Annotated in this window: 20 protein-coding genes; 12 read left to right on the forward strand and 8 right to left on the reverse strand. The window is 67.3% G+C overall.

Annotation, left to right across the window (positions count from 1 at the left end; genetic code table 11):
• Window positions 1-80: 80 nt before the first annotated feature.
• From CRO50_RS05875 to CRO50_RS05890, 4 genes are all read left to right on the forward strand, one after another.
• Complete coding sequence (locus tag CRO50_RS05875) at window positions 81-860, forward strand: hypothetical protein (protein ID WP_097144956.1); 780 nt, start codon at window positions 81-83, stop codon at window positions 858-860.
• 4 nt (window positions 861-864) lie between these two features.
• A complete protein-coding gene (locus tag CRO50_RS05880; protein ID WP_232617750.1) occupies window positions 865-1,551 on the forward strand; it encodes an N-acetylmuramoyl-L-alanine amidase in 687 nt (228 codons plus the stop codon).
• 246 nt (window positions 1,552-1,797) lie between these two features.
• A complete protein-coding gene (locus tag CRO50_RS05885; RefSeq protein ID WP_097144957.1) occupies window positions 1,798-2,619 on the forward strand; it encodes a TIGR00282 family metallophosphoesterase in 822 nt (273 codons plus the stop codon).
• A 157-nt stretch (window positions 2,620-2,776) separates the two neighbouring features.
• A complete protein-coding gene (locus tag CRO50_RS05890) occupies window positions 2,777-4,555 on the forward strand; it encodes an SLC13 family permease (protein WP_097144958.1) in 1,779 nt (592 codons plus the stop codon).
• A gap of 192 nt (window positions 4,556-4,747) precedes the next feature.
• On the opposite strand, the gene CRO50_RS05895 is transcribed toward CRO50_RS05890, so the two are convergent.
• The gene (locus tag CRO50_RS05895) at window positions 4,748-5,485 is read right to left on the reverse strand and encodes a M48 family metalloprotease (protein ID WP_232617749.1); all 738 of its coding nucleotides are present in this window, start codon (window positions 5,483-5,485) and stop codon (window positions 4,748-4,750) included.
• Between the two features lie 106 nt (window positions 5,486-5,591).
• Between CRO50_RS05895 and CRO50_RS05900 the strand changes: the two genes are divergently transcribed.
• Window positions 5,592-5,831, forward strand: a complete 240-nt coding sequence (locus tag CRO50_RS05900; protein ID WP_097144960.1) for a hypothetical protein — start codon at window positions 5,592-5,594, stop codon at window positions 5,829-5,831.
• A gap of 3 nt (window positions 5,832-5,834) precedes the next feature.
• Here the strand turns inward: CRO50_RS05900 and CRO50_RS05905 are convergent, their stop codons facing one another.
• A complete protein-coding gene (locus CRO50_RS05905; protein ID WP_097144961.1) occupies window positions 5,835-6,101 on the reverse strand; it encodes a DUF167 domain-containing protein in 267 nt (88 codons plus the stop codon).
• A 77-nt stretch (window positions 6,102-6,178) separates the two neighbouring features.
• Here CRO50_RS05905 and CRO50_RS05910 point away from each other — a divergent pair, with 77 nt between their 5' ends.
• The 3 genes from CRO50_RS05910 (at window position 6,179) to CRO50_RS05920 (ending at window position 8,658) form a co-directional block, all read left to right on the forward strand.
• The gene (locus CRO50_RS05910) at window positions 6,179-7,300 is read left to right on the forward strand and encodes a class II histone deacetylase (RefSeq protein WP_097144962.1); all 1,122 of its coding nucleotides are present in this window, start codon (window positions 6,179-6,181) and stop codon (window positions 7,298-7,300) included.
• An 87-nt stretch (window positions 7,301-7,387) separates the two neighbouring features.
• On the forward strand, window positions 7,388-7,966 hold the full coding sequence (locus CRO50_RS05915) for a nitroreductase family protein (RefSeq protein WP_097144963.1): 579 nt from the start codon (window positions 7,388-7,390) through the stop codon (window positions 7,964-7,966).
• A complete protein-coding gene (locus tag CRO50_RS05920) occupies window positions 7,951-8,658 on the forward strand; it encodes an EI24 domain-containing protein (RefSeq protein WP_232617748.1) in 708 nt (235 codons plus the stop codon). Before CRO50_RS05915 ends, CRO50_RS05920 begins: the two co-directional genes overlap by 16 nt.
• A 76-nt stretch (window positions 8,659-8,734) precedes the next feature.
• Here CRO50_RS05920 and CRO50_RS05925 read toward each other — a convergent pair whose 3' ends face one another.
• Both CRO50_RS05925 and mce read right to left on the reverse strand, forming a co-directional pair.
• Entirely contained in the window at window positions 8,735-9,016 is a 282-nt protein-coding gene (locus CRO50_RS05925) for a DUF1467 family protein (RefSeq protein WP_097144964.1), read from the reverse strand.
• On the reverse strand, window positions 9,016-9,420 hold the full coding sequence (gene mce / locus CRO50_RS05930; protein ID WP_097144965.1) for a methylmalonyl-CoA epimerase: 405 nt from the start codon (window positions 9,418-9,420) through the stop codon (window positions 9,016-9,018). The genes CRO50_RS05925 and mce overlap by 1 nt, the downstream gene beginning before the upstream one ends.
• A gap of 160 nt (window positions 9,421-9,580) precedes the next feature.
• On the opposite strand from mce, the gene CRO50_RS05935 reads away from it, so the two are divergent.
• Window positions 9,581-10,288: a response regulator gene (locus CRO50_RS05935; RefSeq protein WP_097144966.1), complete on the forward strand. Its 708-nt coding sequence runs from the start codon at window positions 9,581-9,583 to the stop codon at window positions 10,286-10,288.
• Between the two features lie 369 nt (window positions 10,289-10,657).
• On the opposite strand, the gene wrbA is transcribed toward CRO50_RS05935, so the two are convergent.
• The 3 genes from wrbA to CRO50_RS05950 all read right to left on the reverse strand — a co-directional run bounded on the left by wrbA (window position 10,658) and on the right by CRO50_RS05950 (window position 13,680).
• Window positions 10,658-11,251 carry an NAD(P)H:quinone oxidoreductase gene (wrbA, locus tag CRO50_RS05940; RefSeq protein ID WP_097144967.1) on the reverse strand — a complete coding sequence of 198 codons (594 nt, stop codon included), beginning with the start codon at window positions 11,249-11,251 and terminating at the stop codon, window positions 10,658-10,660.
• Between the two features lie 118 nt (window positions 11,252-11,369).
• Complete coding sequence (locus CRO50_RS05945; protein ID WP_097144968.1) at window positions 11,370-11,921, reverse strand: 2OG-Fe(II) oxygenase; 552 nt, start codon at window positions 11,919-11,921, stop codon at window positions 11,370-11,372.
• A 100-nt stretch (window positions 11,922-12,021) separates the two neighbouring features.
• Window positions 12,022-13,680, reverse strand: a complete 1,659-nt coding sequence (locus CRO50_RS05950; RefSeq protein WP_097144969.1) for an NAD+ synthase — start codon at window positions 13,678-13,680, stop codon at window positions 12,022-12,024.
• A gap of 203 nt (window positions 13,681-13,883) precedes the next feature.
• Between CRO50_RS05950 and CRO50_RS05955 the strand changes: the two genes are divergently transcribed.
• Window positions 13,884-15,299: an MORN repeat-containing protein gene (locus tag CRO50_RS05955; RefSeq protein ID WP_097144970.1), complete on the forward strand. Its 1,416-nt coding sequence runs from the start codon at window positions 13,884-13,886 to the stop codon at window positions 15,297-15,299.
• A gap of 165 nt (window positions 15,300-15,464) precedes the next feature.
• Here CRO50_RS05955 and CRO50_RS05960 read toward each other — a convergent pair whose 3' ends face one another.
• A complete protein-coding gene (locus CRO50_RS05960; protein ID WP_097144971.1) occupies window positions 15,465-16,205 on the reverse strand; it encodes a YebC/PmpR family DNA-binding transcriptional regulator in 741 nt (246 codons plus the stop codon).
• Window positions 16,206-16,406: 201 nt separating this feature from the next.
• Here CRO50_RS05960 and CRO50_RS05965 point away from each other — a divergent pair, with 201 nt between their 5' ends.
• The gene (locus CRO50_RS05965; RefSeq protein ID WP_097144972.1) at window positions 16,407-17,030 is read left to right on the forward strand and encodes a MarC family protein; all 624 of its coding nucleotides are present in this window, start codon (window positions 16,407-16,409) and stop codon (window positions 17,028-17,030) included.
• Between the two features lie 85 nt (window positions 17,031-17,115).
• Window positions 17,116-18,888, forward strand: coding sequence for an SLC13 family permease (locus CRO50_RS05970; protein WP_097144973.1), 1,773 nt, complete (start codon window positions 17,116-17,118; stop codon window positions 18,886-18,888).
• The last annotated feature ends 139 nt before the right edge of the window (window positions 18,889-19,027 follow it).

Genomic DNA, 19,027 nt, shown 5'->3' on the forward strand with positions numbered 1-19,027 from the left:
TCCCTGTCGGCCCGTGTCGCGCTTGAGGCGCTGATCCCTGCGCGGCAGTATGGATCTGCCGCTGAACGAGAGAGAGCGAGATGCGCGAACTGACCCTGGCCATGGCCCTTCTGGGCCTTGCCTCCTGTGCCCCTGCCGTGCCCGACAGCGCGGCGGGCGTGGGCTTCGGAGATTACGAAAGCTACCAGCAGAGCCGCGAGGCCGAGCTTCAGGCCCGGACCATCGCGCCGCCGGCGCAGGTCTCCTCCGAGACCCTGCCCGGCGAGTCCGGCGCGCCGCTTTCCGCCATGGCGACGCTGCCGCCGGGCGCAGAGACCACCCAGGCTGGCCCTGCCGCCGGTGATCCCGACAGTGCCGAGGCGCTGGCCGCGGATACCCAGGCCGCGCTGATGGCCGGGCTGAACTCGGGCGAGACCCCGCTCGAGGCCAGCCCCTCGAACCCGGCGCCCGAGGCAGTCAACGCCCTGGGCATTTCGGCAGAGAACGATTTCGCCGCCGTGGATGCACAGCGTTCGATTGCCGAGGACCGCGAGTTCATCCAGGAAAACCGCCAGAAGTACGAACAAGTTGCGCCCGAGGCTCTGCCCGAGCGCACGGCGGCACGTCCCAACCTGGCAGCCTATGCGCTTGAGACCACCCATGCGCCGGGCACGCCGCTCTACACCAGGCTGGGGCTGAATGCGGAAGCTCGCTACACCAGAAATTGCGCCAAGTATCCGTCGCCCGACATGGCTCAGGCAGATTTCCTGGCAAAGGGCGGGCCGCAGCGCGATCGTCTCGGGCTTGATCCGGATGGTGACGGCTTCGCCTGCACCTGGGACCCGGCGCCCTTCCGCAAGGCCGCCGGAGGCGGGAACTGATCTCTTGATCGGAGACCCCTCTGCCCGGTCGCATCGCTCGCCCAACCAGGGCGCGCGGCGCGACGGCTTGCGGCCCTCGCTGGTGGTCCTTCATCACACCGACATGCAGAGCGCCGAAGCGGCGCTGGAGCGGCTTTGCGACGAGACGCGCGCCGCGCCGGTGTCTTCCCACTACCTGATTGCAGAGGATGGGCGTCTCTGGCAGCTCGTCGACGAGTCCCGGCGGGCCTGGCACGCGGGGCTGGGAAGCTGGGGCGGGCAGGGCGACGTGAATTCGCGCTCCATCGGGATCGAGCTGGCCAACCCGGCGGCCAATCCCTTCGCCGAACCACAGATGGCGCGGCTCGAGCGCCTGCTTCCGGGCATCCTGGCGCGCTGGCAGATCCCGCCCGAGGGCGTCATCGCCCATTCCGACCTGGCCCCTGACCGCAAGGTCGATCCCGGTCCGAAGTTCGACTGGCGCCGGTTGGCCCTGCAGGGTCTGGCAGCCTGGCCCGATGCAGAGGCCCGGCAAGAGGGCGAGCTGGCCCGCGACCTGGCCCGCATCGGCTATCCTGTCGCAGACATGGCGCTGGCACTGCAGGCCTTCCGCCTGCGCTTCCGTCCCTGGGCCACGGGGCCCGCGTGCGCCGAAGACCGGATCGCCGCGCGCGACCTCGCCTTGCGCTATCCGGCAACAGCGGAGCGGTAGCCTTCCGCAGGCGCGTTGAAGATACCGAGGGCAGGGGGCTCTGCCCCCGTCTCCGTGCCGGAGACTCCCCCGGAGTATTTTCAGCCTGGTGATGATGAAGGGCCTCCTGCCTCGACCGGGCCGCCAGGACGGCCGCTGCCGGCGGCGGGCTGAGGCCCCGGATTGGGTGTGGGATCGGGGCCCCAGCAGGTCTGGCCCTTGCGAAATACTTGCCTCCCGCGCTGCATAGGCATAGGGCTTGGCGCCATGCGGATGATGTTTCTCGGAGATGTGATGGGGCGCGCCGGGCGCGCGGCTGTCACGGAGTGGCTGCCCAAGCTGCGTGCAGCGTGGCGGCTGGATTTCGTCGTGGTCAATGGCGAGAACGCCAGCCATGGCGCCGGTCTGACCGGCGCCCATGCCAAGCTGATCCTCGATGCCGGAGCCGATGTGGTGACACTCGGCGACCATGCCTTCGACCAGAAGGACATGCTGCAGGCCATCGAGGGCGACAAGCGCATCATCCGGCCGCTGAACTTCGCCAAGGAATGCCCCGGCGTCGGCGCTCGGGTCTTCGATGCGCCGGGTGGGCGCAAGGTGCTGGTGACCCAGGTGCTGGGCCAGGTCTTCATGAAGCGTCCCTTCGAGGATCCCTTCAGCCATCTCGACGCGGTGCTGCGCAAGTACCCCCTGGGCGGGCTGGTGCAGGCGGCACTGGTCGATGTGCATTGCGAAGCCACCTCGGAGAAGATGGCCATGGGCCATTTCTGCGACGGGCGGGCCTCGGTGGTGGTCGGCACCCATACCCATGTGCCCACGGGCGACGCGCAGATCCTGCCGCGCGGCACCGCCTTTCAGTCGGACGCGGGCATGACCGGCGATTACGATTCGGTCATCGGCATGGACAAGGCCGAGCCGCTGCGCCGCTTTGTCACCGGCATGGCCAAGGGCCGCTTCACGCCGGCCGAGGGCGAGGCCACCGTCTCGGGCCTCTACGTCGAGACCGATGATCGCACCGGCCGTGCGACGCGGGTCGAGATGGTTCGCCAGGGCGGACGCCTGTCGCCCTCGGGGCCCGGCCCGGTCTGAGCACAGGTCCCGCAATCCGCAATCATGGCCATACCCGTCAGAAATGCAGCGCCCGGCGTGACCAGGGGCGCGGTTTCGCAGGAGGCGCTTGCGTGGCGTGGGGCTCAGCGCCTAGATCATTCAAAGCGCATGCGATTTGCCCGAGGGAGCTGTCCGAATGCTGGCGCCTGAAATGACCGGAGCGACACCGGGGCTTTTGGCCCTTGGGGTGGTGCTGGTAATGTTCATCCTCTTCGTGAGAGAGGACTACCCGACCGAAGTCGTGGCCATCGCCGGTGTCTCGGTGATGCTGCTGGCCGGGCTCTTGCCATATGACATGGCGCTTGCGGTGCTTTCGAACCCCGCCCCCTGGACCATCGCCGCGATGTTCCTGGTGATGGGGGCCCTGGTGCGGACCGGTGCGCTGGAGGCCTTCACCCGTGTCGCCACGGCGCAGGCAAGTCAGCGGCCGATCCTGGCGCTGACGGTGCTTTTCGCCTTCGTCGTCGGCTCTTCGGCCATCGTGTCGAACACCCCGGTGGTGGTGGTGATGATCCCGGTCTTCGTGCAGATGGCCAAGACGCTGGGGATACTGCCCTCGAAGCTGCTGATCCCGCTCTCTTACGCCGCTGTCATGGGCGGCACGCTGACCCTGATCGGGACCTCGACCAACCTGCTGGTCGATGGGGTCGCCCGTGCCCAGGGCATGGCGCCCTTCACCATCTTCGAGGTCACGCCGATCGGCCTCATCGTCGTTGCCTGGGGTGGTCTCTACCTGCTGGTCGCGGGACGTTTCCTGCTGCCGAAGCGCGAATCCATGGCCTCGATGCTGTCGGACCGCTCGAAGATGAAGTTCTTCACCGAGGCGGTGATCCCCCCCGACAGCAACCTGGTGGGCCGCGAGGTCACCGGAGTGCAGCTCTTCAAGCGCGAGGGCGTGCGGCTGATCGACGTGATCCGTGGTGACGAATCCCTGCGCCGCAACCTGAAGGGCGTGGTGCTGGAGGTGGGCGACCGGGTGGTGCTGCGCAGCCAGATTTCCGAACTGCTGAGCCTCCAGCGCGACCGCAGCCTGAAGCGCATGGACCAGGTGAGCGCGGTCGAGACCACCACCGTCGAGGTGCTTATCACGCCGGGCTGCAAGATGGTGGGACGTTCGCTGGGGTCGCTGCGCCTGCGTCGCCGCTACGGGATCTATCCGCTGGCCGCGCATCGGCGGAACCAGAACATCGGCCGCCAGCTGGACGAGCTGGTGGTTCGGGTCGGTGATACGCTGCTGCTGGAAGGCGCGCCCGACGACATCAAGCGGCTGGCGCGCGAGATGGACATGGTGGACGTGGCGACACCGACCGAGCAGGCCTATCGCCGCTCCCATGCGCCGATCGCCATTGCCGCGATCCTGGGGATCGTGGTGCTGGCCGGCATGGGCGTGGCGCCGATCCTGCTCTTGTCGGTGCTGGCCGTGGCGCTGGTGCTGGTGACCCGCTGCGTCGATGCCGACGAGGCCTTTGCCTTCGTCGACGGGCGCCTGCTGGCGATGATCTTCTCGATGCTGGCCATCGGCGCGGCGCTGGAGCACACCGGCGCGGTTGAGATGATCGTGCGCATCATTGCCCCCGTGATGTCCGACCTGCCGCCCTTCCTGGTGATCTGGGGGGTCTACCTGCTGACCTCGGTGCTGACCGAGCTGGTCTCGAACAATGCCGTGGCCGTGGTCATGACGCCGATTGCCGTGGGCCTGGCCCAGGCCATGGGGATCGACCCGCGCCCGCTGGTGGTGGCGGTGATGATCGCCGCCTCGGCCAGCTTCGCCACGCCCATCGGGTATCAGACCAACATGCTGGTCTATGGTCCGGGCGGCTATCGCTTCACCGATTTCATGCGCATCGGCATCCCGCTGAACCTGTCCATGGGGCTGGTGGTCAGCGCGGCGATTCCCTTCTTCTGGTCCGTCTGAGACGAGGAGGGGGAGGGGGCTCTGCCCCCGTCGCTGCGCGACTCCCCCGCAGTATTTTCAGCCGTCGGATAGATACAAGGGCCGCTTGCGTCTATCCGACGGCTGAAAATACTGCCGCCGGAGGCTTCTTCGGCCTACGGGCAGCACCGGGGTGTCGTGGTCCGGGCTGGCGGCGGCCAGGGGCGCGCGCCCTTACATTGAGGCGAGAGCCTGGCGGACCGTGGCCATGCGTTCGGAGTTGGGCGGGTGGGAGCCCAGGAACTCTTCGCCGGGATCCGGGATGCGGGTGAAGTACTGCGCGCCGATCAGCGGATCATACCCGGCGGTAAAGGCGATGCGGGTGCCAAGGGCATCGGCCTGAAGCTCGAACTGCTTGGAGTAGGAGCGGGCGGTGAAGGCCGCCCCCATGGCAGAGGCGCGGCGCACGGCCGATTTCGAGGCGCCGGAGCGCGCGGCGATCTCGGCATATTCGCGGGCGCCCTGTTCGGCGTAGCGGCGCTGCTGGCCCAGGTGATCCAGGATATGGTGGCTGGCCTCATGGGCCATGACGAAGGCCAGCTCGTCGGGATTGCGCATGTCGGCGATCAGCGCCAGCGTGAAGATCAGCACCGGCTGGCCGTTCTCGTCCAGGGTCTGGAAGGCATTGGGCGCGCTGCGCCGGCGGTGGTCGATGGCGATGCGGAAGGCGCAGCGGCCATCGGCGCGGCGGGCGCGGCAGTAGCGCTCGATCTCGGGCTCGACGGTCTGCACCACCAGGGCGAATTGCCGGGCCGCGGCCTCGGAGCCGAGGCGGGCCGGGGTGCCGGGTTGGGTGTCTCCGGTCTGGGGCAGGTCGCAGCCGGCGACCAGCAGCGCCAGGACACATGCCACGAGCGGGCGAAGGAGACGAGCAGGGGAAATCAGGGTCATCGCGGGCCAGGATCGTTTCATTCCACCTACCATATAGCGCAACTGGGCGCCGAAGGCAGGGGGAGGCTGCGCCAAACTGCAAGGCCGCGATTGACGCGCCCCCTGCTTGGGATAACCTGAGCACATCATGTTTACCATCGAACACGAATTCGACTGCACCATCGTGACCCTCGTCGATGACGGCCGCGCGCCGCTCCAGGAGGATGTCGCCATCTCGGCCTTCGAGGAATGCATCACGGTCGAGCAATTCGACCCCCGTACCGATGAGGTCCAGAAGGTCACCCTGTCGATGTCGCAGCTGCGCGACCTGGCGGCGGCGCTGAACCTGCCCGAGGGCACCTACCAGACCGTGCGCAAGCGGCGCTGAGCGCTACGCCTCGACCCGGAACACCTTGTCCCGTGACGTCTGCCCCCTGAGCAGCGTCAGCCTGGTCTTGGCCAGGCCAAGGGCCTTTGCCAGCAGCTTGCGCACCGCCTCGTTGGCCTTGCCATCTTCGGGCGGCGTGGTGACGTAGACGCGGATCGCCCCGTCCTCTTCCAGCGTGATCCGGTTGCGCGAGGCCTTGGGCGTCACCCGTACCGCGATCTCGGCGCCGGGACGGGCGAGCGGGGCAAGGTCGGGGGTCTTCGGGGCCATGCAAGCACTCCGGCGGGGTTGCGTCCGGGCAGTCCCCGGACCAGTCTGGCCCCGGAAAGACACCAGGAGGCAAAGCGATGTCAATCGAGGGCAAACCCACAACGGGCTTCTACTGGGACGAGCGCTGCTTCTGGCACGCGGGCGGCAACTACGCCATGACCCTGCCGATCGGCGGTTTCGTCCAGCCTCTGGCCGCCGGCGGCCTGCCCGAAAGCCCCGAGACCAAGCGGCGGCTGAAGAACCTGATGGATGTCTCGGGCATCACCGCCGATCTGGCCATGCGCTCTGCGCCCGAGGCCAGCCGCGAGGACCTGCTTCGCGTCCATCCCGAGGCCTACCTGGATGCCTTCAAGGCCATGTCCGACGCAGGCGGCGGAGAGCTGGGCCTGCGCACGCCCTTCGCCCAGGGCGGCTACAAGATCGCTACGCTCTCGGCTGGCCTGGCCACCACGGCGCTGGCCGATATCATGGCGGGCCGGGTGCGAAACGCCTATGCGCTGTCGCGCCCGCCGGGGCATCACTGCCTGCCCGACTGGCCCAATGGCTTCTGTCTGCTGGCCAATATCGCCATTGCCATCGAGGCCGCCAAGGCACGTGGCGAGGCCGGGCGCGTCGCCGTGATCGACTGGGACGTGCACCACGGCAATGGCACCGAACATATCTACTACGAGCGCGACGACGTGCTGACGATCTCGATCCACCAGGAGCGGAACTACCCGCTGGATACCGGCGACATCCAGGACCGGGGACGGGGCGCGGGAGAGGGGTTCAACATGAACATCCCCCTGCCGCCGGGCGCGGGCCACGACACCTACCTCGAGGTGATGGAACGCATCGTCCTGCCCGCCCTCGACAGCTACAAGCCCGATGTGATCATCGTCGCCTGCGGCTTCGATGCCGGGATCTTCGACCCGATTGCCCGCATGCTATGCACCGCCGAGACCTTCGGCGCCATGACCGGCCAGCTGAAGGAGGCCGCCGGGCGGCTCTGCGAAGGGCGGTTGCTGATGGTCCACGAGGGCGGCTACTCCGAGGTCTACGTGCCCTTCTCGGGGCACCGGGTGCTCGAGGTGCTTTCGGGGTCTGACAAGGTGGTGCCCGACCCCATGGCCGCCACCGTGGCGCAGCGCCAGCCGGGGCCGGCGGCGCGGGCCTTCTTCTCGGGGCTGGTCGGGGAAATGGCGCAAGAGTTGCTCTGAGGCGGCACTGGGCGCCTCACCGGGGGCTTTCTGCTTGAAACCCCCGGTGCGAGGGCCGACATGTCCTGCGACCGACAGGAGTAAGACATGCCCGAAAGAAATCAGCCTGCCCTGGATTTCCTGCTGAGCCGCCGCTCGCGCCCGGCCAAGACCCTGACCACCCCCGGCCCCTCGCGCGAGGCGCTCGAGGTGATCCTGACCGCCGGTGCCCGCACCCCCGATCACGGCAAGCTCGAGCCCTGGCGCTTCATCGTGCTGGAAGGCGCGGCCTTCGCCCGGCTGGCCGAGCTGGTCAGGACGCGCGGCGCGGCCCTTGGCAAGAGCGAGCAGGACATCGCCAAGAGCGTGAAGCAGTTCGAGGATGGCGTGACCTGCATCGCCGTGGTGGAAAGCCCCAAGGACTCTCCCAAGGTGCCCGCCATCGAGCAGACCTATTCCGCCGGCGCCGCCTGCCTGGCGCTGGTCAATGCGGGCCTTGCCTCGGGCTGGGGTGCCAACTGGCTGACCGGCTGGCATTGCTACGACCGGGGCTTCGTCGAAGAGGGCCTTGGCCTTGCCGCCCATGAGAGCATCGCCGGGCTGATCTATTTCGGCACCGAGCAGATCACCCCGCCCGAACGTCCCCGTCCAGAGCTGCAGGAGATCACCACGTGGATTTCGGACTGATCCTTTCCGGCTTCTTCCGGGCGCTCGGGCAGACCGGGGACCGTCGCTTTCGCCGGGTGCTGCTGATCGGTGTCGGCCTGACGCTGGCGCTGCTGATCGGCGCCTGCTGGATCACCTTTGCCGGGATCGGCTGGATGGTCGGCGACGATGCCTCCCTGCCGCTGATCGGAGAGGTCTCCTGGTTGAATGACCTGGCGGCCGTCGGCGGGCTGCTGGCGATGATGGTGGCCTCGGTCTTCCTAATGGTGCCCGTGGCCTCGGCCATCACCTCGATGTATCTCGACCAGGTCGCCGATGCGGTCGAGGACAAGCACTATCCGGGCCTGCCCCCGGTCGAGGGCGTGGGCTTCGCGGAGGGGCTGCAGGATACGCTGAGCTTCCTCGGCGTGATCATCGCCGCCAACCTCGTGGCGCTGATCTTCTACATCTTCCTCGCGCCCTTCGCGCCATTCATCTTCTGGGGGCTGAACGGCTACCTGCTGGGGCGGGAATATTTCACCCTGGCGGCCATGCGCCGCCTTGGCCGCGAGGGCGCCAACCAGCTGCGCAAGCGGCACATGCTGACGATCTGGGCCGGCGGCATCCTGATGGCGGTGCCGCTGACGGTTCCGGTGCTGAACCTGGTGGTGCCGATCCTGGGCGCTGCGACCTTCACCCATATCTTCCACGGGCTGGCCGCGAAGCGCGGCTGATCACGTCGGAAGGAACGAAAAGACCCCGCCGGGCCTTCTGGCCGCGGCGGGGTCTGTCATTTCAGGACCGGGTTTTTCAGCCCTCGGCGGTCGAGCCCATGCGGCCCCACCAGTCGAGATCCTCGATGGTGATCCAGCCCGAGAGGATGATCGTCGCGGCGATGGCAAAGAGCACCGTGGCAATGCCGGTCGTGATCCAGAGCTTGGGCTTGAGATTGTGCACCTCGAGCGAGCCTGCCTGCGTACCGGGCGTCACCTTGCCCACATCGGCCTGCGTCTTCAGGCGCAGCGGCGCGATACACATCAGGGTCATCCACCAGATGACGGCATAGAGGACGAGACCGGAGGTAATGCCCATCAGACCTGCTCCAGTTCGATCAGTGTGCCGTTGAAGTCCTTGGGGTGCAGGAAGAGCACCGGCTTGCCATGGGCGCCGATCTTCGGCTCTCCACCGCCCAGCACGCGGGCGCCTTCGGCCAGAAGGTGGTCGCGCGCGGCCAGGATGTCTTCGACCTCGTAGCAGATGTGGTGAATGCCGCCCGACGGGTTCTTTTCCAGGAACCCCGCGATCGGAGAGCCCTCGCCAAGCGGGTAGAGCAGCTCGATCTTGGTGTTGGGCAGGGTGATGAAGACCACGGTCACGCCGTGATCGGGTTCGTCCTGCGGCGCGCCGACCTCGGCACCCAGGGTCGAGCGATATTGCGCGGACGCGGCCTCGAGATCCGGCACGGCTATGGCGACATGGTTCAGACGACCGATCATCTGGGCTCCTCCAAGTTTCCCCGCTTATCACCTGTCCGCCCGCCTTCGCGCAAGACACATGCGGTCGCAGGGTCGAGCGGTCGGTGTGATTAACGTGGCGTTCATCCAACCGGGCCTAGCCTGAGGGCGCGTCTGAAAGACGCCGGAAGGTCAGGAAAACATGGAACCGCTCGACACATTCGCTTCGCCTACCGCCAGCCGGCCCATGCTGGGCCTGACGGTGCTGGTGGTAGAGGATTCGCTCTACGCTTCAGAGGCCCTGCGCCTGCTCTGCCTGCGCTCGGGCGCACGGATCAGACGGGCCGATTGCCTGAAGTCGGCACGACGACATCTGCAGGTCTACCGGCCCTCGGTGGCGGTCGTCGACCTTGGACTGCCCGATGGCTCCGGCGCGGAGCTGATCCGCGAACTCACGCGAGGCGGGCCCAAGCTGGGTGTGGTGGCGGCAATGTCCGGCGATCCCGGCACCGAAGAGATCGCGCGCGAGGCGGGCGCGCAGTGCTTCTTCGCCAAGCCGCTGACCAGTCTCGGTGCCTTCCAGAGGGAAATCCTGGCGCTCATGCCGCCCGAGTACCGGGTCTCGGGGCCGCGGCCCGTGGGCACCGACCCGATCGAACCCGACCCGGTGGCCTACAAGGACGACATGGCCCATGCGGCGGAGCTGTTGGAAGAGGCCGCGGGCACCGAGATGCTGGCCTACCTGGGCCAGTTCTTGCGCGGCGTGGCCCATTGCGCCGGTGATGAAGAGCTCATGGCCGCCGCAGCCGAGCTCGACCGCAAGCGAGAGGCGGAGGAGCCGCTGCGATCGGAACTGGCCGCTCTGGCCGGGCTGCTGCAACGACGGGTTGGCCAGCGGCTGGCGATCTAGGGGCGCGGCAGGCTTCGCGTCACCAGCTGTGGCGTGGCCGGGCTTGGGCACGCTTCTTGCCACGGATGGGCAAAGGGCGATCTGCAAGGGTCTGCGCCGGCAGGTGGTTTCTCGCGGGGGCTGGAAGAGGCCTGTCCCACGGTCTTTGGGGCTGAAAGTATCATCCGAGGGCATTGTTGCCCTGAACTCAATGGATTTGCAGCCTGTCGGTTCCAAACGAGATGTCCGGTTACGAAACGGCCTCCGGCAGCCAGTGCCCAGGCACGAGCGCGCAACAAGGGCCGCGCGTATCAGGGACATCGCAGATGAAAAAGGCGCGGGGCGGGAAACCCGCCGCCGCGCCTCCGAGAGAAAAGCCGGGGAACTGGATCAGGCGATCAGTTTTTCCGTCACTTCGATCAGGCGCTTGGCCTGGTGGGCGATGGCCGCCTTGCCCTTGTCGTCGACGCCACCGGGGGTGGTCGAGAAGCCATAGGGGTTGCCGCCCGCGGCGCCGATGGTGTCATCGGTGTAGCCGGGGGTCACGACGATGGCACCCCAGTGCATGACGGTCGGGTAGAAGCTGAGGATCGTGCCCTCCTGTCCGCCATGGACGTTGCCGGCAGAGGTGGTGGCAGTCACGGTCTTGTTGGCCAGCCCGCCCTGGGACCAGACACCGCCGAGGGTGTCGATGAAGGCCCGCACCTGCGAGGGCGCAGAGCCGAAGCGGGTCGGGAAGGAGAAGAAGTAGCCATCGGCCCAGGCCATGTCGTCAGCGGTGGCTTCGGGGATGTGGCTGGTGGCTTCCAGGTGCTGCTTCCAGGCATCCTGGGTCTCGATCACCTCTTTCGGGGCGGTCTCGGGGATGCGCAGCAGGCGCACCTCTGCACCGGCTTCACGGGCCGCGCGGGCGGCCTCTTCGGCGACGGTGTGGTTGGTGCCATAGGTGGAATAATAGAGAACTGCAATTTTGGGGGCGGTCATGGGTGTCACTCCTGAAGGTGTAGTTTGACCTACAGGTAGCCCTGACTCTGGCGCACGGAAACAGGTCTGAGCGCATAGCGACTGTGCAAATGCGCGCGGAACCCTCTCGACTTATTTCTTAGCGGAAGGCTGGCCCATGAGCCCAGACGGTCAGAGAGAATCGCTCTCCCTGCGTGACCGGCTGCACCCTGTGCAGCGCGAAGGAGGGAAAGAGCACTGCGGTGCCCTGCTTCAGCGGCGCGGTCGAGACATTGGCGTTCATCCAGACCTCCAGCGTGCCGCCCTTGTAGGCGACATCCTCTGAAAGCTGGGTGACCAGCGTCAGCTTGCGGCGGGCGGCGAGGGGGCTGTCTCCGATGTCGGAATGCCAGCCGAAGTGGCCCTCGCGCTCGGCCCCATAGCGGGCAATCTGGGGCGATTCCCCGAAGTCCTGCAGATCGAAGTCGAAGAGCGCCCGATTGGCCTCGCGCACCAGGGCGATCAGCCGGTCCATCACCCAGTCGGTCTCGGGCAGATCATCGACCCAGACCAGGTCGGCGCGGCGCAGGTTGTGGTCACGCCCGGCCCGCACGAGGCCAGCGTCACGGGTGGGGGCCGCGCGGGCAATTTCGACCAGCTGGGCACATTCGACCGCCGAGAAGGCGGCCTCGACAGGGTGGAAGGCGATCATCGGAACATCCTGAAAGGAAAGCTCTCGTAGCCTGCGCCCCTCTCCGATACTGCGCCGCAAGCGACCTGCAAGAGGTCGCTTTTCGCCCATGCGCCGGGATCTAGCCCTCGTCGCGCCAGCGGTTGGCGATGGGATAGCGGCGGTCCAGCCAGAAGGCGCGGTTGGTCAGCCGGGCCCCGGGGGCGGACTGGAAGCGCTTGTATTCCGACAGGTAGATCAGCCGCTCGACCTTCTTCACGTCGTCCCGGTCAAAGCCTGCGGCCACGCAATCGCCGACCGAGGCCTCCTGGTCGACCAGCAGGTCGAGGATGGCATCCAGCACCGGGTAGTCGGGCAGCGAATCGCTGTCCTTCTGGTCCTCGCGCAGCTCGGCCGAAGGCGGCTTGGTGATGATGCGCTCGGGGATGACCTCGCCCGCCGGGGCCTGCATCCAGTCGCGGTGGTTCAGGTTGCGCCAGCGGCAGGTCTCGAAGACGCGGGTCTTGTAGAGATCCTTGATCGGATTGTAGCCGCCCGCCATGTCGCCGTAGATCGTGGCATAGCCGACCGCGACCTCGGACTTGTTGCCGGTGGTCAGCAGCATCTCTCCGAACTTGTTCGACAGCGCCATCAGCAGCAGGCCGCGCAGGCGGGACTGGATGTTTTCCTCGGTCAGATCGGCATCGCGGCCGGCGAAGAGCGGCGCCAGCGCCTCGGTCACGGCGGCGCGGGGGCCGGAGATCGGCAGGTAGTCGTAGTGGCAGCCAAGCGCCTTGGCGCAGGCCTCGGCATCCTGCAGCGAGTGCTCGGAGGTATATTCCGAGGGCAGCATGACGCAGCGCACGTTCTGCGGCCCGAGCGCATCGGCGGCGATGGTGGCGACCAGCGCCGAATCGATGCCGCCGGACATGCCCAGCAGGACCTGTCCGAAGCCCGTCTTGCGGCAGTAGTCGCGCAGGCCCTGCACCATGCAGCGATAATCCTGTTCCCATTCGTCGGGGACATGGGCCTTCTCGCCTTCCGCGATGCGCCAGCCCTCGGGGCCGCGTTCCAGGTCGACGTGAGAGATCGCCTCGTCGAAGACCGGCATCTGGAAGGCCAGCGCGCCGCCGGGGTTCAGCCCGAAGGAGCCGCCGTCGAAGACCTGGTCATCCTGCCCGCCGGCGAGGTTGAGGTAGAGCAGCGGCAACCCGGTCTCGACCACGCGGCCCACCATGTGATTGAGCCGGGTCTCCATCTTGTGCCGCGCATAGGGAGACCCGTTGGGCACGACGAGGAACTCGGCGCCGGTCTCGGCCAGGGTCTCGGCGACCTCGGGGTGCCAGGCGTCCTCGCAGACCGGGAAACCGATGCGGATATCGCCGACGGCCAGGGGGCCGGCCAGCGGGCCGCTGTCGTAGAGGCGCACCTCGTCGAAGACGGTGTCATTGGGGCGGTCGTGCTTCAGCGCGCGGCCGGTGACGCGGCCGCCGTTGCAGATGTGGTAGGCGTTGTAGAGCCCGGTGCCCTCGACCCAGGGGCCGCCGATGGCCAGGGCGGGACCTTCCGCGCAGCGGGCGGCCAGGGTCTCGATCGCGGCGATGGCGGCCTGGTGGAAGGCGGGTTTGCGGATCAGGTCCTGGGTCTGGTAGCCGGTGATGAACATCTCGGGCAAGCAGACCAGGTCGGCGCCGGCGCTGGCGCCCTCCTGCCAGGCGGCAAAGGCCTTTTCGGCATTGCCCGCGATATCGCCGACCGTGGCGTCCAACTGCGCCAGGGTGATCCGGAACCTGTCTGCCATGGGGCTCTCCTTCGCGGTCTGCCGGGCGCAGGGCTGGCCCCTTGCCTGTCATCCGCCTGCTTAGCCGCCAGACCTGCCGAGGAAAAGGCGATTTGGCGAAAGGCGTTGTCTCGGGGGGCGGGCTCGCTTAGGTTTTGGCCAAACCAGCAAGGCCACCCGATGGGGACGTCGGGGCCCAGCGAATGCGGGTTCAGGGAGACACCATGGTTCAGGTTCTGAGAAGCTTTCTGGTTGCCGGGGCAGCGGGCCTGGTGACCATGGCAGGCGCCGTGATGGCGCAGGACGGGTCGGTTCAGACCAAGCAATACGAAGACGGCGGCGTCTACGAGGGCTCGTTCAAGGACGGCCTGCAGGATGGCTTCGGCACCTACCGCCTGCCCAATGGCTACGAATACGCCGGCGATTGGGTGGCCGGAGAGATTCGCGGCCAGGGCAAGGCGATCTTCCCCAATGGCTCGGCCTATGAAGGGGCCTTTGCCAAGGGCAAGCCCGAGGGCTTCGGGCGCATCACCTTCTCGGACGGGGGCACCTACGAGGGGGAATGGGTCGACGGCAAGATCACCGGCCAGGGCATCGCAGAATACGCCAATGGCGTCCGCTACGAGGGCGGTTTCCGCAATGCCATGCACCACGGGCGCGGCAAGATGGAGGACCCCGACGGCTACGTCTACGACGGTGACTGGGTCAACGGCGTGAAGGAAGGCCAGGGCCGGATCACCTATACCGATGGCAGCACCTACGAGGGCGGCATCCACAATGGTCAGCGCGAGGGGCAGGGCCTTCTGGTGATGGCCGATGGGCTGACCTACGAGGGCGACTGGAGCGCCGGCCAGATCGAGGGCGAAGGCAAGCTGACCCAACCCAATGGCGATATCTACGAGGGCACCCTGGTCGCCGGCCAGCGCGAGGGGCAGGGCCGCGTGACCTACGCCAATGGCGATGTCTACGAGGGCAGCTTCGTCGCCGATCAGCGCCAGGGCCAGGGCACCTTCATCGGCGCGGACGGCTATCGCTACGAGGGCCAGTGGGACGCGGGCAAGATCTCGGGCGAGGGGAGCGTCACCTATCCCGATGGCTCGGTCTACGAGGGCCAGTTCCTGGGCGACCTGGCCGATGGCAAGGGCAAGATCACCTATCCTGACGGTGCCACCTACGAGGGCGACTGGAAAGGCGGCGTGATCGAGGGCGAGGGCCTGGCCACCTTCCCCTCGGGCCTGACCTACGAGGGCGGCTTCAAGGCGGCGCAGAACCACGGCTACGGCGTGATGCGCGACGCCGACGGCTATGTCTACGAGGGCATGTGGGCCGAGGGTCACCGCGAGGGCGAGGGCCGCGCCACCTATCCCGACGGCATGATCTACGAGGGCTCCTTCAAGGCCGGGCTGCGCGACGGCACGGGCAAGATCACCATGCCGGACGGCTTTACCTACGAAGGCGACTGGGTCGCGGGCGAGATGACCGGCGAGGGCCGGGCGGTCTACAAGAACGGCGATGTCTACGAGGGCGCCTTCGTCGAAGGCCGCCGCGAGGGCGAAGGCACGCTGACCTATGCCACCGGCGAGGTGCTCTCGGGCACCTGGATCAATGGTGTCCTGGACGAGGGTGCTGCCAGCCAGTGACCGACGGAGCGGCGCTGGCTCCGTACCGGAGCCTCGCCCCGCCCGCCGTCCCGCAGGCCCGAGAGAGGATCACCCGCTGCGCGGTGCTGCAAGGTCGCCAACATGAAAACGCCCCGGAGCCTGCAGGCTCCGGGGCGTTTCGCATTCGGTTGAAGCGCGCTCTGATCAGAGCTGCTCCATCACCTCGTCGGAGGCCTCGAAGTTGGCGGTGACGCGCTGCACGTCATCGTCGTCTTCCAGGGCGTCGATCAGCTTCATCAGCTTCTGCATGCCCTCCAGGTCCATCTCGGTGGTGGTGGTGGGCTTCCAGATCAGCTTGGTCGATTCCGATTCGCCCAACTGGGCCTCCAGCGCGTTCGACACTTCGTTAAGGTCGGTATCGAGGCAGTAGATCACATGCCCGTCTTCCGAGCTCTCCACGTCTTCCGCGCCGGCTTCGATGGCTGCCATCATGACGTCATCGGCATCGCCGACGGAGGCGGGGTAGACCACCTCGCCCTTGCGCTCGAACATGAAGCCGACCGAGCCGGTCTCGCCCAGGTTGCCGCCGTTCTTGGAGAAGGTCGAGCGCACGGTGGACGCGGTCCGGTTGCGGTTGTCGGTCATCGCCTCGACGATCACCGCCACGCCGTTGGGGCCATAGCCCTCGTAGCGGATCTCTTCGTAGTCGTCGCCGTCACCGGCCTGCGACTTCTTGATCGCGCGGTCGATCACGTCCTTGGGGACGGAGTTCGACTTGGCTTCCTTCACCGCCATGCGCAGGCGCGGGTTCTTGTCGGGGTCCGGGTCGCCCATCTTGGCGGCCACGGTGATCTCTTTCGAGAGTTTAGAAAAAAGCTTCGAACGGGCGGCGTCCTGCCGACCCTTGCGATGCTGGATGTTCGCCCATTTGGAGTGGCCGGCCATCAGTGCCTCCAGTCTCGTCTGAATTCGGTCGCGTCTCTATAAGGCACAGGCGCCCATGGCTGCAAGGTGCAGGCGCAAACCACAAGCGAAGGTGGAATTTGCGCTTGCGACTTGCCGTCAGGAAGGCGACGCCTCAGATAGCACGGGAGCCCTGCCTTCCCCCGACCCGCCGACCCGAGCCGTGCCAAGGATGCCCCAAGGATGACCGTGACCCTTTTTGAACAATTCGTCGTCCTCTGGGTGGTGATCGATCCCATCGGAACCATCCCGGTCTTCGTCGCGGTGACCAGCAAGTATGGGCCGAAGGCGCGGCGCAAGATCGCCATCGAGGCAGCGCTGACCGCAGCCGGCGTGTTGCTCTTCTTCCTGGTCGTCGGGCAGTTCCTGATCAATGCCCTGGGCATTTCCCTGCCCGCCTTCCAGATCGCCGGGGGGCTGATCCTGTTCCTCTTCGCGCTGACCATGATCTTCGGGTCCGGCGACAGCTCGGCGGAGCTTGCCGACGGGCAGAGCCCGGCGATCTTCCCCCTCGGCGTGCCCTCGCTCGCTTCGCCAGGCGCCATGCTGGCCATCGTGCTGCTGACCGACAACAGCCGCTTCTCGGTGCCGGAGCAGGCGGTGACGGGGGCGGTGATGCTGGGGGTGCTGCTCTGCGCGCTGGTGCTGATGCTGGCGGCCGGGCCGATCCTGCGGGTGATCCGGCCCAGTGGCGCGGCCATCGTCAGCCGGGTCATGGGGATGATCCTGGCGGCCGTGGCCACCGACAACGTCATCGAGGCGATCTTCCAGCTTGTCGCCCAGGGCCCCGGCGGCGGGCCGCTGTAGCGGCATCGGCAGAGTGGCGCGCAGGCGGCGGAAACGGCCATGCCTTTTCCCGTGACCTTGCCGCGGCCCGCGCTATTGTCGCCTCATGACCAGCGATCAGATCATCCTCTTTTCCCTCTTCTTTGCCGTCTTCGCCCTGCTGCTCTGGGGCCGATTCCGCTATGATATGGTAGCCTTCGGCGCGCTGATGGTGGCCGCCGTGACCGGCGTCATCCCTCATGAAGAGGTCTTTTCGGGTTTCGGCCACGAGGCGACGCTGATCGTGGCGCTGGTGCTGGTGGTCTCGGCCGGGCTGGTGCGCTCGGGCGCGGTCTACCTGATCACCCGGACTCTGGTGAACGCGGCACGCCCTCTTGGTGCGCATATCGCGCTGATGGGGGGCATCGGCGGGGTGCTGTCGGCCTTCATGAACAACGTGGCGGCGCTGGCGCTGCTGATGCCGGTCGATATCCAGACCGCGCGCAAGGCCGGGCGGGGGCCGGGGCTTTCGCTGATGCCGCTCTCCTTTGCCACCATCCTTGGCGGCATGGCCACTCTGATCGGTACGCCGCCCAATATCATCATCTCCTCGATCCGGGCCCAGACCCTGGGCGAAAGCTACAGCATGTTCGACTTCGCCCCGGTGGGCGGGCTGACGGCGATTGCCGGTCTGGCCTTCGTGGCGCTGATCGGCTGGCGGCTGATCCCGCGCGCCGAACAGGGCCTGCTCTCAGAGGGCGAACTGGCGCAATACGTGGCCGAGCTGACCGTGCCGGAAGAGAGCAAGTGGATCGGCCGCCGCCTCTCCGAGACCTACGAGGAGGCCGAGAAATGCGACGTCGCGGTGATCGGCCTGATCCGCAACGGCGCGCGCCTCTACGGTCAGGCCCGCAACTCGCGGCTGCGCGCCGGCGATGCGCTGGTGCTGGAAGCGGTGCCCGAGGCGCTGGACGAGTTCCGCTCGGCGCTGAACCTGGCGTTCTCGGACGTGCAGCGCGAAGAGAAGCTGAAGGCGGCGGGCGAGGGCTTGGACGTGCTGGAGGTCGTGGTGCCCGAGGATGCGCGCATCGCGGGCAAGACCGCGCAGGCCGTAGGGGTCTCCTGGCGGCACCGGGCCATTCTGCTGGGGATCTCGCGGCAGGGGCGGCGGATCACCAAGCAGGTGCGCCGTACCCAGATCGAGCCCGGTGACCTGCTGCTGCTGCTGGTGCCCAAGGACACCGGCGCCCAGGTGGCTGACTGGCTTGGCTGCCTGACACTGGCCGACCGCGGCCTCGCGGTGACCGAGAACACCAAGACCTGGGCGGCCATCGGCCTGTTCGGCGGCGCGGTCGCGCTGGCCAGCTTCGGGCTGGTGGATCTGCCGGTGGCGCTTGGCCTGGTGGTCATCGCCTACCTGCTGATGCGCATCCTGCCGCTGGATGAGCTTTACGATCATATCGAATGGCCCGTGGTGGTCCTGCTCGGCTCGATGATCCCGCTGGGCTCGGCACTGGAGAGCTCGGGCGGGACGCAGCTGATTGCCGACGGGCTGGTCTCGCTCACCGGGGGCTGGCCCGCCTGGGCGGTGCTGACGGCGCTGATGGTGGTGACCATGACGCTCTCGGACGTGCTGAACAACACCGCCACGGCGATCGTCGCGGCGCCCATCGGGATCTCTATGGCGCAGAGCTTCGGCGTCTCGCCCGATCCCTTCCTGATGGCGGTGGCCGTGGCGGCCTCGGCGGCCTTCCTCACCCCCATCGGGCACAAGAACAACACCCTCGTGCTGGGCCCCGGCGGCTACCGCTTCGGCGACTACTGGCGCATGGGCCTGCCGCTTGAGCTGCTGGTCGTTGCCGTCTCGATCCCGCTGATCCTGCTGTTCTGGCCGCTCTGAGCCCCGTCGTTCAGGCGCAGCCAGACCCACCGCAGGCTGCGGAAATTTGATTGCGCTTGTCAACTTGATCGAGATCAAGGTGCCGGATCGAATCCGATCCTAGCTTGCTGCAAGACCCGGAACCTCCGGGGCGCGGCAA

This window comes from Pseudooceanicola antarcticus (genome assembly GCF_900215355.1).
In the GTDB taxonomy this organism is placed as follows: Bacteria; Pseudomonadota; Alphaproteobacteria; order Rhodobacterales; family Rhodobacteraceae; genus Pseudooceanicola; species Pseudooceanicola antarcticus.